Annotated in this window: 14 protein-coding genes and 2 tRNA genes; 5 read left to right on the top strand and 11 right to left on the bottom strand. The window is 64.6% G+C overall.

Features of this window, described 5'->3' with window-relative positions; translation table 11 throughout:
- The first annotated feature begins 24 nt into the window (after positions 1-24).
- Positions 25-1,677, top strand: a complete 1,653-nt coding sequence (gene ppx, locus GCT19_RS28145; RefSeq protein ID WP_018433461.1) for an exopolyphosphatase — start codon at positions 25-27, stop codon at positions 1,675-1,677.
- An 89-nt stretch (positions 1,678-1,766) separates the two neighbouring features.
- Here the strand turns inward: ppx and GCT19_RS28140 are convergent, their stop codons facing one another.
- From GCT19_RS28140 to GCT19_RS42935, 5 genes are all read right to left on the bottom strand, one after another.
- Positions 1,767-2,579: a GNAT family N-acetyltransferase gene (locus tag GCT19_RS28140; protein WP_013089997.1), complete on the bottom strand. Its 813-nt coding sequence runs from the start codon at positions 2,577-2,579 to the stop codon at positions 1,767-1,769.
- 155 nt (positions 2,580-2,734) lie between these two features.
- Positions 2,735-3,193 carry a SixA phosphatase family protein gene (locus GCT19_RS28135; RefSeq protein ID WP_013089996.1) on the bottom strand — a complete coding sequence of 153 codons (459 nt, stop codon included), beginning with the start codon at positions 3,191-3,193 and terminating at the stop codon, positions 2,735-2,737.
- A gap of 211 nt (positions 3,194-3,404) precedes the next feature.
- Positions 3,405-3,481, bottom strand: a tRNA-Pro gene (locus GCT19_RS28130).
- Positions 3,482-3,551: 70 nt separating this feature from the next.
- Positions 3,552-3,710: a DUF3309 family protein gene (locus GCT19_RS28125; protein ID WP_013089995.1), complete on the bottom strand. Its 159-nt coding sequence runs from the start codon at positions 3,708-3,710 to the stop codon at positions 3,552-3,554.
- A gap of 393 nt (positions 3,711-4,103) precedes the next feature.
- Complete coding sequence (locus tag GCT19_RS42935) at positions 4,104-4,280, bottom strand: hypothetical protein (protein ID WP_018433464.1); 177 nt, start codon at positions 4,278-4,280, stop codon at positions 4,104-4,106.
- A gap of 180 nt (positions 4,281-4,460) precedes the next feature.
- Between GCT19_RS42935 and GCT19_RS42930 the strand changes: the two genes are divergently transcribed.
- A complete protein-coding gene (locus tag GCT19_RS42930; protein ID WP_013089993.1) occupies positions 4,461-4,628 on the top strand; it encodes a hypothetical protein in 168 nt (55 codons plus the stop codon).
- 226 nt (positions 4,629-4,854) lie between these two features.
- Here GCT19_RS42930 and GCT19_RS28120 read toward each other — a convergent pair whose 3' ends face one another.
- The 5 genes from GCT19_RS28120 to GCT19_RS28100 form a co-directional block, all read right to left on the bottom strand.
- Positions 4,855-6,198 (bottom strand): MATE family efflux transporter, encoded by a 1,344-nt coding sequence (locus tag GCT19_RS28120; RefSeq protein WP_321576887.1) that lies wholly within the window; start codon positions 6,196-6,198, stop codon positions 4,855-4,857.
- A gap of 50 nt (positions 6,199-6,248) precedes the next feature.
- Positions 6,249-6,557 (bottom strand): DUF2288 domain-containing protein, encoded by a 309-nt coding sequence (locus GCT19_RS28115; RefSeq protein WP_152853763.1) that lies wholly within the window; start codon positions 6,555-6,557, stop codon positions 6,249-6,251.
- 992 nt (positions 6,558-7,549) lie between these two features.
- A complete protein-coding gene (locus tag GCT19_RS28110; RefSeq protein ID WP_018433468.1) occupies positions 7,550-7,876 on the bottom strand; it encodes a hypothetical protein in 327 nt (108 codons plus the stop codon).
- 97 nt (positions 7,877-7,973) lie between these two features.
- Complete coding sequence (locus GCT19_RS28105) at positions 7,974-8,687, bottom strand: peptidoglycan DD-metalloendopeptidase family protein (RefSeq protein WP_152853762.1); 714 nt, start codon at positions 8,685-8,687, stop codon at positions 7,974-7,976.
- Between the two features lie 153 nt (positions 8,688-8,840).
- Entirely contained in the window at positions 8,841-9,749 is a 909-nt protein-coding gene (locus GCT19_RS28100) for an aldose epimerase family protein (protein ID WP_152853761.1), read from the bottom strand.
- 588 nt (positions 9,750-10,337) lie between these two features.
- Here GCT19_RS28100 and GCT19_RS28095 point away from each other — a divergent pair.
- Together GCT19_RS28095 and GCT19_RS28090 are read left to right on the top strand one after the other, a co-directional pair.
- Entirely contained in the window at positions 10,338-11,168 is an 831-nt protein-coding gene (locus tag GCT19_RS28095) for an undecaprenyl-diphosphate phosphatase (RefSeq protein WP_018433471.1), read from the top strand.
- 119 nt (positions 11,169-11,287) lie between these two features.
- A tRNA-Arg gene (locus GCT19_RS28090) sits at positions 11,288-11,364 on the top strand.
- A 14-nt stretch (positions 11,365-11,378) separates the two neighbouring features.
- Here GCT19_RS28090 and GCT19_RS44440 read toward each other — a convergent pair.
- Complete coding sequence (locus GCT19_RS44440; protein ID WP_265334635.1) at positions 11,379-11,501, bottom strand: hypothetical protein; 123 nt, start codon at positions 11,499-11,501, stop codon at positions 11,379-11,381.
- A gap of 202 nt (positions 11,502-11,703) precedes the next feature.
- On the opposite strand from GCT19_RS44440, the gene GCT19_RS28085 reads away from it, so the two are divergent.
- The gene (locus tag GCT19_RS28085; protein ID WP_321576885.1) at positions 11,704-13,269 is read left to right on the top strand and encodes a methyl-accepting chemotaxis protein; all 1,566 of its coding nucleotides are present in this window, start codon (positions 11,704-11,706) and stop codon (positions 13,267-13,269) included.
- Positions 13,270-13,345: the final 76 nt, after the last annotated feature.

Raw genomic sequence — 13,345 nt, 5'->3', positions numbered from 1 at the left:
ACCGTGAAGGCTGCTACGCTTAGAATGGCGTCTTTGAACAGTGCGGCCGGCCGCGACGCGCACCATGCGTCGAAGGCGCCGGGCAGGCGCGTGGCGCTGCCAGCGTCCGCCGCCACGCCCGCGGCCGCAGCCGCCGCGCTCGCGCGTATGGAGTACGCTTACCCGATGGTCAATATCCCTCATCTCCTCGCCGCCGTGGATCTCGGTTCGAACAGCTTCCGGCTCATCGTGGGCCGGGTCGAGGAAACCGACGCGGGCAGCCAGATCTATCAGGTCGACGCCTTGCGCGAGCCGGTGCGGCTCGCGGCCGGGTTATCGAGCGACAAGATGCTCGATCGCGCCTCGCAGGTGCGTGGCTGGGATGCGTTGAAGCGCTTCGGCGAGCGTCTGCGCGATTTTCACCCCGACCACGTGCGCGCGGTCGCGACCAATACGCTGCGCATCGCGAAGAATGCGGGCGAGTTTCTCGGCGAGGCGCAGGCGGCGCTCGGTTTCCCGATCGAAGTGATCGCGGGGCGCGAGGAAGCGCGCCTGATTTACGCTGGCGCCGCGCACTCGGTGCCGGCGAGCGCGGGCAAGCGGCTCGTCGTCGATATCGGCGGTGGTTCGACGGAATTCATCATCGGCTCGCACTACACGCCGATCAAGATGGAGAGCCTGTATATCGGCTGCGTGAGCCATAGCCGCACGTTTTTCCCGGCCGGCAACGTCGACGAATACACGATGCGCCAGGCCGAGCTCGCCGCGCGCCGCGAAATCCAGATCATTTCCGCCGAATACAAGAAGACCGGCTGGGAGCAGGCAATCGGCTCGTCGGGCACCGCCCGAGCGCTCGCCGAGCTGGTCGAGGCGAACAATTTCAATGATGCCGGCGTCACGCACGGCATTTCGCGCGGCGGCCTCGAGCGGCTCAAGCGCGCGCTGATCAAGGCCGAAAACGTCAACCGGCTGAAACTGATCGCGCTGAAGAGCGACCGCGTGCCGGTGCTCGCGGGCGGTCTGTCGATCATGATCGCGGTGTTCGACGAACTGGGCGTCGATTATGTCGACACCACCGACGGCGCGCTGCGTCTCGGCGTCATGTACGACCTGCTCGGCCGTTCGCAGCACGAGGACATGCGTACGGTGACGGTCGGGGGCTTCATGCGCCGCTATGGCGTCGATCGTGCGCAGGCGGGGCGTATCAGCGATCTGTCGACGAGCTTTTACGATCAGTTCATCGAACCGGACGAAGAGCGCCGCGCGGAGAACCGCATGTTCATCGGCTGGGCGGCGTCGCTGCACGAAATCGGGCTGTCGATCTCGCATAGCGCTTATCACAAGCATTCGGCGTATATCGCAAGTAACGCCGACATGCCGGGCTTTTCGCGCACCGACCAGGCACGCCTCGCCGCGCTCGTGCTCGGCCATGCGGGCAAGCTCGGCAAGCTGTCGCAGACGCGCGACGTCGAATGGCCGCTGCTGTTCTGCCTGAGGCTCGCGGCGTTGCTGTGCCGTCGACGGGCGGACGTCGGCCTGCCGGGTATCACGGTTGCTCAGGCGAACGGCGGTTACGAGGTGCGTTTGCCGAACGAGTGGGTCGCCAACAATCCGTTGACGGACTACAGCCTGATCCAGGAAGCAGCGGAGTGGGAGAAAGTCGGGATTCCGTATCGCGTGGTTTATACGGACGATTGACGCGACGCCGATCGACGCGCGCTTCGATTCGTAGCGTGCACAAAAAAGCCCTGCAAATGCAGGGCTTTTTCGTTTCCTGGTGATTCAGCTTATCGCGGCAACGCATCGCCGAGGAAGTGCCGCGCGTAACGTGCGTTGATATCGGACAGGCGGAACAGCGTCAGAAAGTCCGCGGTATTGAAGTCGGGGTCCCACGCCGGTGCACCGCAAATCTTCGCACCGAGACGCAAGTAGCCCTTCACGAGCGGCGGCGGCGCGACGGCGGCGCCCGTCTGCAGGTCGTCGACCGGCAGCGGCGTATGCGGGAACGCGCGATATTCGGGCGCGGTCAGCGCGTTGTCGCGCAGCGAGCAATACAGGTTCGCCGCATAGTGGCCGCCGTCGGCCATCGCGACGCTCGCGCAGCCGAGCATCGTCTCGTAGCCGTTGTGCTTCATGTACGCGCCGAGCCCTGCCCACAGCGACATGATCACCGAGCCGCTGCGATAGTCGGGATGCACGCACGAGCGGCCGACCTCGACCATCTTCGCGCGCAGATGCGTGAGACGCGACACGTCGAACTCGCTTTCCGCATACAGACGGCCGATGCGCGCGGCCTGATGCGGCGGTAACGCGCGATACGTACCGACTACTTTCAACGTGTCGAGATCGCGTACCAGCAAGTGATCGCAGTACGAATCGAAGGCATCGACGTCTAGGCCGGCGGGGCCGCTCAAGCGCGCGCCCATTTCGTCGGCGAAGACGCGATAGCGTAGACGCTGCGCTTCACGCAGCTCTTCGTCGGTACGCGCCCACGACACTTGCAGGCGATGCTGCGCGGTGACCGTTTCCTCGGCGCGCGGCAGACGGCGCGGTTCGAAAAGCGAGGCGAAGGGCAGGGTGGGCGTCGGCAGTTCTCGCATTGGCTGTCCTGGTCGAAAAGAGGGAGGATTTCTTTTTTCGCCAATGTAGTAACGCGCGGTGACGCTCGCATGGCAAAGCTGTGACGATTGGATGACTGCCCGTAAGCCCTCGCGTGTATGCCTGTAATGTCGGACGCGTCGCGCGCCGCGCGCGTTCAGATCAGATCGGGACTGATGGCGGCGCGCAACACCGCCTCTTCTTCGCCGTTGCGCTCGCGGCTTTCGATCCACCAGATGCCCGCTTTTTTCAGCGGCCAGCTCGCGCGGCTGTCACCGAGCAGTTGCGCGGCGACGTGGCCGAGCGTCGGTTGATGGCCGACGATCACCACGGTCTGCGCGATGCCGCCGGGCCAGCCGGCCGCTTCGAGGACGTCGTTCGCGCTCGCGTTCGGCGCGAGTTCGCGCACGACGCGATAGTGGTCGCTCAATGTCTCGGCGGTCTGGATCGTGCGCACGGCGGGGCTCGCGAGTACGACCGCGTCCTCGGGTAAGCGGGCGCGCAGCCATTTCGCGGCGCTCTGTGCCTGCTTGCGGCCGCGCGTAGTGAGCGCGCGCGAGAGATCGCTCGCGGCGACATCTTCTGCTTCGGCGTGACGCCAGAGGATCAGATCCATGGGAGTCTCCTTTTGAGCGGCTTGGGAAGGCGTTGCGGAGGGTTTGCGCGTCTTCGTAGCGAGGTACGTGCGCAAGCACTGTCGCATGCACGGGCGATGATTTGCAAGGCGAGTGCCTGACGGATTGGCTGCCGGCGTCCAGGCGAACGCGAGCCAAAAAGCAAAAAACCCGCGAAGCGCGGAGGCTTCGCGGGTTTCGACTTGCTTTTCGTGGTCGGAGCGAAAGGATTCGAACCTTCGACCCTCTGATCCCAAATCAGATGCGCTACCAGGCTGCGCTACGCTCCGACGAATCCGAGAGTATAGGGGGTACGGACAGGAGCGTCAATCCCTTGGCTTGCGCTGGCTCGGCGGTGAGCTATATGCGTCCCATCAACAGCAGAATGATCACGACGATCAGCACGATGCCGACGAGGCCGGTCGGTCGATAGCCCCAGCCGCTGCTATACGGCCAGCTTGGCAATGCGCCGATCAACAGCAGAATGAGCACGATTAGCAGGATGGTTCCGACGGTCATGGCGTTCTCCTTTTCGACGGGCAGCGAAATCGCTGGCCGCATCGTCACGCTGGTTTGGCGCATGCGCGCCGCGACAATCGACGCGCTATCGCGCATCTGTTGCTGGATCGGAACCCGCAAGGCACGTGCCCATCACCGATGAAGATCGATGTCGCGAGGCGTTGGACGAAGTCGAAAAAGGAGAGAGCGGCGCGCGCAGCGTCACCGTTTGATGTATGGATGCCCAACGAACTGAAAAGGCGTTGCGCACGTCCAGCGGACGACGACGCGCGCGGCGCATGCATGCGCCGCAACGGCGGTCATCGCGTCATTTAGCGGACGCGAAACTGAGGCGCCGCGACATGCCGGTGCCGCGACTAAAGGCGCTTCGGTCCGAGTCGAAGATCCCCTGCATCAATGCCTTGGACGCCTCCAATGCGGCATATGCAGATGCTGATGCGTCCAGTGGTGGAGCATGCCCTCGCCGCCGTGTTCTCGCCGGTAGGTCCGCGATTCGAAAATCGACAACGCCACCAGCACGAGCAGGCCTATTGCGAGCCCGACCAGGCCCGCGATCGATTCACCATCCATGGCAGTCTCCCGGTAGGTTCAGCCATGAAGCCATAGTAGCGCAGGTCCGGCGAAATCTCACGAATTGGAACGAGCGAGGCACGAGCGCGGCTGACGGCGTCGCGGAATGCCCTTTGCGGGTAGACTCTCGGCGCACCGGCGGACGTCCGCCATCCCCTTTGTCCCGGAGACGATTGCAAAATGACCCGTGTTCTGACTGTTGCCTTGCTGTTGTGCGCCGGCGTCGCCGGCTGTGCGGACAATCCGTCCGCGCATCGCGGCAGCCCGCCACATGATCCCGCCGACTACCACGGCGTGCCCACCGACGATCGGCCGCCCGCGATGGTGCCGGCGCCCGTTGCAAAGTGAGCGCTCGTTGAAGTGAAAACGATCGGGAAAGGGCGGGACGCGGAGAGCGAAGCGCCGGCGCGGGCACGCCGGCACTTCTGACCCGTGCCGACTTTTCGCGCGGAGAGCACGGGCTGAGTGCATTCTAGGACGCGCTCGCTATGCGATATGTATGCGCTTGTTTCAAGCCGTAACGTTCTGTCGTCCGCGGAGCAGCCAACAGCGCACCGCGCCGCGCCGCCCCGCATCAGGCCGCCGCAATCCCCCGCGACATGCCCGGCAGGTAACGCGCTAGCGTTGCGCCGCGCGTGGCCATGAAGATCAGCAACGCGATCCACAGCCCGTGATTGCCGTGCCACGGGAGCAATGTCGACGACGCCGCCACGAATACCGCGAGCGACACGACCATTGCCATCATCAGTTCGCGCGTGCGCGTCGCGCCGATGAACACGCCATCGAGCAGGAAGCCCCACACCGAAATGACCGGCGACAGCGCCGCCCACGGCAGATAGGTTTCGGCCGCGGCGCGCACCGCGGCCTGATCGGTCAGCCGTTCGATGATCCATGCGCCCGCGCCCCAGTACACGAACGAGAACCCGAGCGCGCCGAGCGCTGACCACAGCGCGGTGACCTTGACCGCCTGCGCGAACGCGTGACGATCGCGCGCGCCGATGGCCGCGCCGACCAGCGCCTCGGCCGCATGCGCGAAGCCGTCGAGCCCGTACGCCATGAAGGTCTGGAAATTGAGCAGCAATGCATTCGCGGCGAGCGTCGCGTCGCCTTGCCGGGCGCCCAGATGTGCAAACCAGCCGAACGACGACAGCAGACACAGCGTGCGCACGAAGATGTCGCGATTCAGCACGACGAGCCGCTTCAACGCGGCGGCGTCGAACAAGGCGGCGCGATTCAGCGCGGGAAGGCCGCGCGGCCTGCCGTGCCACAGCAGCGCGAGGCCGAGCGCGAAGCCGAGCGCGTCGGCGGTCGCGGTCGCCGCGCCGATGCCGGCCACGCCCCAATGAAACGCGTACACGTACAGCACCACGGCGACGATGTTCACGCTGTTGATGAACACCTGCGACAGCAACGCGAGCCGCACCCGCTGCGTGCCGAGTAGCCAGCCCAGCACCACGTAGTTGCCGAGCGCGAGCGGTGCGGCCCAGATCCGCGCGTGGCAATAAACCTGCGCGTGCCGCTGCACGGCGTCGCTGCCGCCAATCGCCCGCAGCGAGTAGTCGATCAGCGGTTGCTGCACGAGCAACACCAGCGCGCCGATCGCGGCCGCCATCAGCAGTGCGCGCACGACGCTGTTGCGCAGCTCGTCGCCGTGGCCCGCCCCGTGCGCCTGCGCGACGAGGCCGGTCGTGCCCATGCGCAGGAAGCCGAAGCCCCAGAACACGAAATTGAAGAAGAGCCCGCCGAGCGCGACGCCGCCGAGGTACGAGGCGCTGTCCAGATGACCTGCGACGGCGGTATCGACCGCGCCGAGGATCGGCTGCGTCAGATTCGCGAGGACGATCGGGAACGCGAGCCCGAGCACCCGGCGATGCCAGCGCACCGGCAGCGCGGGCGCGCTGGCGGCTTGCACGGCAATCTCGGAAGGCGCGGCGTCGGGCGTCCCGGCGTCGGGCGTCCTCGCGTCGCTCAAGAGCGCTCCTGCACGCAGACCCACGGCGAAACGACGACCGCCCACAGCTCTGGGTCGCGCGCGGCGAAATCGGCGGCCGTCTCCGACTGCACGCGCTCGACGAGGCCGGAAGACAACCATTGGGCGACCTGGGTGGTGTCGTCGTTGGCGATCGCTTCGGCGACGCTCACGAGATCCAGGTCGCGCGCGACGTGCAGCAGGATGCCGCGCGCAAACAAACGTTCGAGCTCGCTCCAGCCGATCTTGGCAGTTTCGCCAAGCAGCTTCGCGTATAGGGGGCTTTGGGGGGCGTCGTGGGAAGTCATCGTAGGCGGGGTCGGACGGGGCCGTCACTATAAACTATTGGCGCGCACCGGCGGGCCGCGTGGCGGCCCCGCGCAACGCGCCGGGCGGCCTTTTATGCATCGCCGGACTGAGTCGGATTCTGAACCTGGTTGCCGGCGGATTCAACGACGACGGCGCACGGGCCGTGCGGGCACTCAGCGCCATTAATCATCCGAATATTCGAAGTTGAAACGCGAGTTTGAATCCGGTTTCAAGATTGTCGGTGGAATTGTCGGTGTTAAATGTTTCACTATTCGCGAATTTGTTGTGATGAAATATCGAAGATTATTCGGAAGTGTCGTTGCGACTAATCGATGCGTTACGTGCGTTTCCGCACCAAGTTAATATTCGTATGCGAAAGCGGCGTTATTACCGGACGGGTTAGTGTTATTCGGACAGATGTCTTTCCTCTGCTGTTTCGGCGAGATTTTCGTCGATCGCCCAAGAACATTGGCTGGTGCGAGGCTCGGACAATCCAGTTTGAATGACTTGGCGTGGTGGGTATCTAGGCTGCGGCGCATTTAGCCGGTCTCATTCCGACATTTCCGATTCACGGATTGCGTAATCCGTACGCCGTGTAACATTGACCGCAAAATTAATGGATTGCGCTTGTAAATGCGGATTGTTAGATTTCGTTCTGGCGCATGGTGAACCGGTCCTTTGCCGATATGCGCCGAACCCCCGTTAGCCCGGCCTCGTGCCGGGCTTTTTTTTGAACGGATTTACGCGGTTGTTTAACCCGCCGCGGCGATCTTCACCGCGAATTCACATACGCGGCCGATGATGACGGATTATTTTTTGCGACGCGAGGCTCATGACCAGGGTGATCATCTTTGTCGGCGTGTGGGTGATCGCGCTCGCGTTGCTGCTGCGCTTCGCCGCGCGCATCGATCCGCACTCCGGACGCCGGCGACGCCGCTAAGCGGTGACGCTATCTCACTGGGCGACCGCGCGTACGCACCGCGTGCTGCCTTTACTGCTTGCAGCGAATGACCATCGAACGGTTTTTCACATTCGCGCCAAAAATGCCGCCGATCGTGCCACCCGACGTCGCGCCGTTGTCGACGTCTTTCGAAACCACGTCGTATCCGTAGTTGCCGCAGGTTTCGCCCGCGCGCTTGTAGCACTCGGCCCAGCTCGTGCTCGCGTCGCTGCCGCTGCAGTTGATCGCGAAGCCGGTGTCGCCGCTCGGCAGATAGGTCATCGTGGTCGTGGTCGAGCAGCCGCCGAGGCCACCGAGCGTCAGGAGGCCGAGACTGATCGTTGCGGCCGTCGCGACGCGCGCCAATGGGCTTTTCATTTCAGATTCCTTGCAAATAACGGAAGGGCGGGGCGCGCAGCCACGCCGCTTCGGATTGAGCGTTATAGCACGGCGGGGTTCCCACGCCCGCCGCAGCCTAGCGTGGCGGCAGTTCCTTCGACGGATCGATCGAGCGGCCCTGGTAGCGCAGCTCGAAATGCAGCATCACGCGATCGGTATCGGTGTTACCCATTTCGGCGATTTTCTGGCCGCGCTTGACCGATTCGCCTTCCTTCACGAACAGCGCGCGGTTATGCGCGTAAGCGGTCAGGTAGTCGGCGTTGTGCTTGAGGATCAAAAGATTGCCGTAGCCGCGCAGACCGTTGCCCGCATAGACGACGGTGCCGGGCGCCGCCGCGACGATCGGCGTGCCGGCCGCCGCGGAAATATCGATCCCCTTCGAGTTGCCGCCGTCGAAACGGCGGAACACGGTGCCGTCGGCCGGCCAGACCAGCGAAATGGCCGCGGGCGCGGTGGCCGGCGCCGTGTCCGCTGGCGCAGGACGTGGCGCGGCCGATGCGCCCGCGCTGCCGCTGCCGCCGCCGCTCCGGATTGCGCCGCTCGTCGACGCCGTTCCGCTCGGTGGCGCGACGCGCAGCACCTGGCCGACCTCGATGTTGTCCGGATTTGTCAGGTTGTTCCAGCGCGCGATGTTCTGCACCGATTGCCGGTTGCCGCGCGCGATTTTCGACAGCGTGTCGCCCCGTTCGACCCGGTAGTAGCCCGGCGCCACCGGCGCCGACCCGCACGCCGCGAGCAGCGCGAGCAACGCCGCGCAACCGAGTCGTTTGATTCTTGTTGTTTCCAGCATTGGACCTCGCAAAGCGCTGCCGCGCGCCGATCCCGATCACGCGGCACAGACAGACAAAGCGTTCGATTCTAACGGTTTTGTGTTGCGCCCCCCGGCGAGGAGGGCGAGGCGGCGGGCGGCCGCTTCGAGCGGCTCGCTTCCGGCGTCGGCGTTTCAGCTGGTCTTCTCGACGGTAATGCGCAGTGCCGCCGTCTCGGTTTGTCCCGGCTCGAGCCAGCGCAACCCGCGGCCGTTATGGATCGCATCGGGCAGCCCGAGCCACGGTTCCACGCAGTAGAAGTCCGACTGCGGCGTTTCGGTCCACGTCGTGACCGAGTACCAGGGCACCGAGCCGGGCCGCTGCAGATCGATCGTAATCACGCGGTTGATGCCCGGCGCCTCGACCCGCACCGGTTGATCGGGCGTGCCGGTCAGGCAATGGAAGCGGTCGTAGATGCGGTCTTCGTCGAGCGTGTAGCTCGCTTCGCCCGGCTCGGCGGGGCTGATCGAGCCATCCCCGAGCTGACGGCAGCGCTCGGTGGGCGGCAGTTCGATCGTCGTCTGCGCGCGCTGCGTGTGCGGTAGCGTGAAGTAGAAGTGATGGCCGGCGTAGTACGGCAGGCGCGTGTGGCCGGTATTGGTGGTGGTCAGTGTCACTTCGAGCGTGCGCGGATCGATGAGCTCGTAGGCGGCCTCGAAGCGAAAGCCGAACGGGTAGACGGCGCGGGTCGCTTTGCTGTCGGTCAGAACCATGCGCAGGCCGGCGCCATGCACGTCGGCGTGGGGCTCGAACGGCAGGTCGCGCGCGAAACCATGCATCGGCATCTCGCGCGCGGTGCCATGCGCGTCACGCCAATAGCCGATCTTGCCGTCCACGAAGTGACGGCCGAGAAACGGAAACAGCAGCGGATTGCCGCCGCGGATCCGCGCGGGCACGCTCCAGTCGGCGTGCTCGGGCCAGTGGATCACCTCTTCGCCGTCGATCGTCCACGACAGCAGACGGCCGCCGGCTTGCGGCGAAAAGCGGAGCACGGAGGCGTCCTGGGCGATCTCGAGAATGTCCTGTTCCGGGGAGAGGGGCATGGTCAGTAGGTAGCCTGATAGAGGTTGAGGGTCGTGCAAAGGGGCCGGGTGCGTCGACCGTTGCATCCGCATTGAAGCGGCGTTTTGCGCCACTTGCCGCGACTGCGTCACGCGCGGTGAAACCGCGATTTTGCGCTGCTTTGCGCTACGGGGAAACCCTTCCCGGGAAATTGCGGGTGTCGGAAAAAGGCGAATCCTATTGATAATGCGTCCGAGCGTCCGGTCAATCCGACTCCCGGGCGAATCGGCTCAGGAGGCATCATGGATCTCGCAATGGCAATGGCGGTTTCTTTGTTCGGTATATTCACGGCTAGCACGTACTACTTCTTCCACTCGCTCAAGCGCTGATCCCGCTGGTTCATTCCTCTGCGGTCGCGGTACGCGTCCGACGAATCCACCGCCCGCTTCCTTGCTCTTGCGTAACAACGGTGTCGAGTTGTGACGCAGTGCGTCAATATTTCCCCGAATGTGGTCTAACCGCTTGGCGCTGACTGTGCAGCCAGGCATAATCGGTGCGCTTTTCGACGCGCCGGGTTCCCTTTTGTGCGGCGCGCAGTTTCCCGACACTTTCCTTACAAGGACCGCCGCGTGAACCTGTCGTTTCTGATTTTTCTGAGCGTGCTGCAAGGCGTGACCGAACTGTTTCCGGTGAGCAGCCTTGGCCACACGCTGCTCGTGCCAGCCGTGTTCGACATGCACATCGACAAGCATGCGCCGCAGTTGCTGCCGTTCCTCGTCGCGCTGCATCTGGGCACCGCGTTCGCGCTGCTGTGGTACTTCCGCGCGCGCTGGTGTGCACTGGTGCGCGGTTTCTTCGCGTCGCTCGGCGGCCGCCGCAACGACGACGGTCACATGATGTGGGCGCTGATCATCGGTACGATTCCGGCGGGTCTCGTCGGCCTCGTGCTGGAAAAGCGCCTCGAAGCGATTTTTCACGATCTGCGGATCGTCGCGTTTGCGTTGATCGTGAACGGCGTGCTGCTGTGGTTCGGCGATCGCCTGCAACGCGCACGCGCGCATCGGGCGCCGGAAAAGCTGACGTTCCGTCAGGCGTTCTTCGTCGGCCTCGCGCAGGTCGGCGCGCTGATTCCGGGCTTCTCGCGCAGCGGCCTGACGATGATCGCCGGCAATGCCGCCGGACTCACCACCGAGAAAGCCGCCGAATTTTCGTTTTTGCTCGGCACGCCGATCATTTTCGCGGCTGGCGTACTCGAACTGCCGAAGCTGCTTCACGCGCCGAGCCAGCTTGCCGACGCGGTGCTCGGCGGCGTGCTGACCGCGATCGCCGCGTACCTGAGCGTGCGTTTCCTGATGCGCTATTTCGAAGGGCGCGGACGTCTCGCGTCGTTCGGTTTGTACTGCGCGATCGCGGGGATCGTGTTCCTCGGCTGGTTCATGCTGCATCCGCAGCCGGTCTGAGCGCGGCGAGCGATCGGTTATAATCCGGGCCCGGTTGCTTGCAGGTCAGTTAGAATTTTAGTTTGTGCGAAATTGGGCGGCTCGCCACGAGTGCCGGTTTCATGCAGATAGCGATCCATACGGCAGTAGCTCAGCTGGATAGAGCATCGGCCTTCTAAGCCGAGGGTCGGGGGTTCGAGCCCCTCCTGCCGTACCAGAATCATCGGAGGGTTACATGCCTCGCGCCTGTAACCCTTTTTTGTCTTTTTGCGGTTTTTTGCGCACCTCGCTCGGATCATTTGAACGCGCCATGCCGAGCGTGTTCCTGTAGATCCGCCCATCGTTCATGATCACCGCGAGACTGCTGCCCGGATCGGCGAGCAGCTGATATTGGCAAGCGGGACCCCCTGACGATCAGCAGGCCCCCGACGCCACACGCACGGTGTCATTTCCATCATCGAACGGCTCGCTTCGGGTGTTTCCCGGACTCAGGAATTCTCGTGCGACGCCGTTAGTTCGAAAGAACCGTTTGACGCGCCGCGATGGAGGAATCAGCGTGAACCGACTCAGCCTCAACACCAAACTCTGGCTCGCGTTGCTGATCACGTGGCTCGGCCTGCTCGGCCTCGGCGGCTGGGCCGCGTGGCAGTCGCGCTCGACGATGCTCGCCGAGCGCAAGTCGGCGGTGCAGAACGTCGTCGAGACCGCGTACGGCATCGTCGCCGACTACGCGCAGCGCGCCGACCAGCACGAGCTGACGCCCGAACAGGCGCGCCAGCAGGCGTTGGCGCGCCTGTCCGTGATGCGCTACCCCGGCAGCGGCTACATGATCGTGACGACCGCGACGCCGGTCGTGATCATGCATCCGGTGCTCGCCGATCTGCGCAACAAGGACGTGTCGCACTACGCGGACACCGACGGCAAGCTGCTGTTCGTCGAGATGGTCAAGGTTGCGCAGGCGAAGGGGCAGGGCTTCGTCGATTACATGGGACGCCTTGCCGGCCACAACGAGCACGTGCCGAAGATCAGCTTCGTCAAGCGCTTTGCCGCGTGGGACTGGTATCTGATTTCGGGCGTCTACGTGAACGATATCGACGCGGCGTTCCGCGCCGATCTGCTGCGCTATCTGCTGACGATCCTCATGATCGGCAGCGTCAGCACCATCGCGCTCGTGCTGATCATCCGCAACGTGAAGCGCAGTCTCGGCGGCGAGCCCGCCTACGCGGCGAGCGTCGCGCAGACGATCGCCGACGGCGATCTGTCGTGCCCGGTCACACTGGCCGGCAACGATCAGGAAAGCATGCTGTTCGCGATGCAGCGCATGCAAAGCCGCCTCGCCGACGCGATCCGGCGCATTCGCGGCGGTACGGAAACCATCACGGTCGCGGCGGAAGAGATCGCCGCGGGCAATCTCGATCTGTCGGCACGCACGGAACAGCAGGCGTCGTCGCTCGGCGAGACGGCCGCGAGCATGGAGCAGCTGACGGCGACCGTCAAGCAGAACGCCGACAACGCGCTGCAGGCCAACCGCATGGCGCACTCCGCGTCGCAGCTCGCGGGCGAGGGCGGCGAAGCCGTGCAGCACGTCGTCGCGAATATGCAGAGCATCGCGGCGAGTTCGGCGCGCGTCGTCGATATCATCGGCGTGATCGAGAGCATCGCGTTTCAGACCAACATCCTCGCGCTGAACGCGGCCGTCGAAGCCGCGCGCGCCGGCGAGGAGGGCCGCGGCTTCGCGGTCGTCGCGGGCGAGGTGCGCAATCTCGCGCGCCGCAGCGCCGATGCGGCCAAGGAGATCAAGACGCTGATCGAAGATTCGGTCGCGCGCGTCGGCAGCGGCAAGGCGCTCGTCGAGAAGGCGGGCGGCACGATGGATTCGCTCGTCGATGCGGTGAAGCGCGTGACCGACATCATCAGCGAGATTTCCGCCGCGTCCGACGAGCAGAGCCGCGGCATCGAGCAGGTCAATCTCGCGATCGCGCAGATGGACGAGACCACCCAGCAGAACGCGGCGATGGTCGAGCAGGCGGCGGCCGCCGCGCAGTCGATGCAGGAGCAGGCGCAGATGCTGCGCGACGTCGTCAACACGTTCCGCCTGCAGAGGACGGCCGCCACGCGTTGATGGCCGCGTCGACGGCGCGCGGCCCGCAGAAATGTGCATGCTATGCTTTTGAGGTCACGATCAAAAGCCGCCGTGC

This window comes from Paraburkholderia atlantica (genome assembly GCF_009362785.1).
In the GTDB taxonomy this organism is placed as follows: domain Bacteria; phylum Pseudomonadota; class Gammaproteobacteria; order Burkholderiales; family Burkholderiaceae; genus Paraburkholderia; species Paraburkholderia atlantica.
The sequence above is the reverse complement of the archived record's forward strand: the minus strand, read 5'-3'. Positions and strand labels throughout refer to the sequence as shown.

Coding starts and splice junctions, on each gene's coding strand:
- GCT19_RS42935 (WP_018433464.1), bottom strand. CDS start 4,280: ATGGATGGTGAATCGATCGCGGGCCTGGTCGGGCTCGCAATAGGCCTG.
- GCT19_RS28140 (WP_013089997.1), bottom strand. CDS start 2,579: ATGCGAGAACTGCCGACGCCCACCCTGCCCTTCGCCTCGCTTTTCGAA.
- GCT19_RS28110 (WP_018433468.1), bottom strand. CDS start 7,876: ATGAAAAGCCCATTGGCGCGCGTCGCGACGGCCGCAACGATCAGTCTC.
- GCT19_RS28100 (WP_152853761.1), bottom strand. CDS start 9,749: ATGCCCCTCTCCCCGGAACAGGACATTCTCGAGATCGCCCAGGACGCC.
- GCT19_RS28115 (WP_152853763.1), bottom strand. CDS start 6,557: ATGACTTCCCACGACGCCCCCCAAAGCCCCCTATACGCGAAGCTGCTT.
- GCT19_RS42930 (WP_013089993.1), top strand. CDS start 4,461: ATGACCCGTGTTCTGACTGTTGCCTTGCTGTTGTGCGCCGGCGTCGCC.
- GCT19_RS28105 (WP_152853762.1), bottom strand. CDS start 8,687: ATGCTGGAAACAACAAGAATCAAACGACTCGGTTGCGCGGCGTTGCTC.
- GCT19_RS28125 (WP_013089995.1), bottom strand. CDS start 3,710: ATGACCGTCGGAACCATCCTGCTAATCGTGCTCATTCTGCTGTTGATC.
- ppx (WP_018433461.1), top strand. CDS start 25: ATGGCGTCTTTGAACAGTGCGGCCGGCCGCGACGCGCACCATGCGTCG.
- GCT19_RS28135 (WP_013089996.1), bottom strand. CDS start 3,193: ATGGATCTGATCCTCTGGCGTCACGCCGAAGCAGAAGATGTCGCCGCG.